At 63.6% G+C, this 2,278-nt stretch carries 2 protein-coding genes and 1 pseudogene; all 3 read left to right on the forward strand.

What is annotated here, in order from left to right:
* A pseudogene (locus EN742_RS32290) lies at positions 1 to 206 on the forward strand (N-acetylmuramic acid 6-phosphate etherase); the annotation flags it as partial.
* 52 nt (positions 207 to 258) lie between these two features.
* Positions 259 to 1,518: an ABC transporter substrate-binding protein gene (locus tag EN742_RS32295; RefSeq protein ID WP_127405343.1), complete on the forward strand. Its 1,260-nt coding sequence runs from the start codon at positions 259 to 261 to the stop codon at positions 1,516 to 1,518.
* 243 nt (positions 1,519 to 1,761) lie between these two features.
* The coding region (locus EN742_RS32305) for a sugar ABC transporter permease (protein ID WP_148670419.1) at positions 1,762 to 2,278 on the forward strand (517 nt) is incomplete at its 3' end.

Consider the following 2,278-nt stretch of genomic DNA (forward strand, 5'->3'; position numbering starts at 1 on the left):
GCGCAGTCCGAATCGTCGCCGCCATCAGCGGGCGCGGCCGCGAGGATGCCGCGCGCCAGCGCGAAAAGAGTGGCGGCGTAGTCAAGACCGCCATTCTGCTCGCCGCCGGCGCCGCCAACGCCGACACGGCCGAGAAGATACTGGAAGAGACCGGCCAGAAACTCCGGCCGGCCCTTTCCGCGATCGAGGGGAGCAAGGGGCGCTAGGCCTCTGTTCTCACCAAACCGAACCTGAAAAAGGTCAACAGGGAGACTGAACATGACGACCAAACTACTGACGGCCCTTCTGCTCGGCACCAGCATTCTCGGCACCGCCGGGATGGCTTATGCCGATGACGTTACCCTCAACATCGAAAGCTGGCGCGGCGACGACCTGACCATCTGGAAGGACAAGCTGATCCCGGCCTTCGAAGCCAAGAACCCGGGCATCAAGGTGGTGTTCGCGCCGTCGGCGCCGACCGAATATGACGCCGCGCTCGGCGCCAAGCTCACCGCTGGCTCGGCGGGCGACCTGATCACCTGCCGCCCCTTCGACAAGTCGCTGGTGCTCTACCAGAAGGGCAATCTCGCCGATCTGTCGGCGCTGCCGGGCATGGAGAATTTCTCTCCCGTGGCCAAGTCTGCCTGGCAGACCGACGACGGCAAGGCGACGTTCTGCGTGCCGATGGCTTCGGTCATCCACGGCTTCATCTACAACAAGGACGCCTTCGACAAGCTCGGCATCAAGGTGCCGACCACCAATGAGGAGTTCTACGCCGCGCTCGACAAGATAAAGGCCGACGGCACCTACATCCCGATGGCGATGGGCACCAAGGACCTCTGGGAAGCCGCGACCATGGGCTACCAGAACATCGGCCCGAACTACTGGAAGGGCGAGGAAGGCCGCCAGGCACTGATCAAGGGCGAGCAGAAGCTGACCGACGCCGACTGGGTCGAGCCCTACAAGGAACTGGCCAAGTGGAAGCCCTATCTCGGCGATGGATTCGAGGCCCAGACCTATCCGGACAGCCAGAACCTGTTCACGCTCGGCCGCGCCGCCATCTACCCGGCCGGCTCGTGGGAAATCGCGCTGTTCAACACCCAGGCGCAGTTCAAGATGGGCGCCTTCCCGCCGCCGGTGCAGAAGGCCGGCGACACCTGCTACATCTCCGACCACACCGATATCGGCATGGGTCTGAACGCAGCGTCGAAGAACGCCGATGCGGCCAAGAAGTTCCTGTCCTGGGTCGCCTCGCCGGACTTCGCCACCATTTACGCCAACGCGCTTCCGGGCTTCTTCAGCCTGAACAGCACGCCGGTGAAGATGGAAGACCCGCTGGCGCAGGAATTCGTCTCCTGGCGCGGCAAGTGCAAGTCCACGATCCGCTCGACCTACCAGATTTTGGGGCGCGGCACGCCGAACCTCGAGAACGAGACCTGGGTTGAATCGGCCAATGTCATCAACGGCACCGACACGCCGGAAGCGGCCGCCAAGAAGCTGCAGGACGGTCTCGACAGCTGGTACAAGCCGGCGAAGTAAAGCCTCGGGCAGCAAGCAGGGTCGTTCCGAGTGAATGGCCCTGCGGTTTTCAATAGCATCGACCGCAAACGACGGCGCCGCCCCTCATCCGCCTGCCGGCACCTTCTCCCCGTATAGTGACGGGGAGAAGGGACTTGCCGCACCGCCGGCGCCCCCCTCTCCTTCACGGGGAGAGGGTAAGGGTGAGGGGCAGCGCTGCCGTCAACCATTTCGCCAAGACGTTGAACGGCGGGGACCGAACTCATGGCCGCAGAAACACGACCGAAAAGACCGATCCGCTGGCACATCGCCGTCTTCCTGGCGCCGGCCGTGCTCGTCTACACGGCGATCATGATCCTGCCGCTTGCCGGCACGCTGCAGCTGTCGCTGTTCCGCAACATCGAGCAGTCCCAGGTCTTCGTCGGACTCGCCAATTTCCGCACGCTGTTCGGCGACCCTAACTGGTCAGTGGGCTTCTGGAATGCGCTGAGGAACAATGTCTGGTTCTTCATCATCCATATGCTGGTGCAGAACCCGATCGGCGTCCTGCTGGCGGCACTTCTCTCCAGCCCGCGGCTGAGGTTCGCCGCCTTCTACCGCACGGCGATCTTCGTGCCGACCATCCTGTCCTTCGTCATCGTCGGCTTCGCCTGGAAGCTGATCCTGTCGCCGCTGTGGGGCGTGGCGCCGCACCTGCTCGACCTTGTCGGCCTGAAAAGCCTGTTTACGCCGTGGCTTGGCAAGGAAGAGTATGCGCTGACGGCGCTGAGCCTGGTTTCGG

Origin of the sequence: Mesorhizobium sp. M4A.F.Ca.ET.020.02.1.1, assembly GCF_004022645.1 — a bacterium.
Classification (GTDB): Bacteria; Pseudomonadota; Alphaproteobacteria; order Rhizobiales; family Rhizobiaceae; genus Mesorhizobium.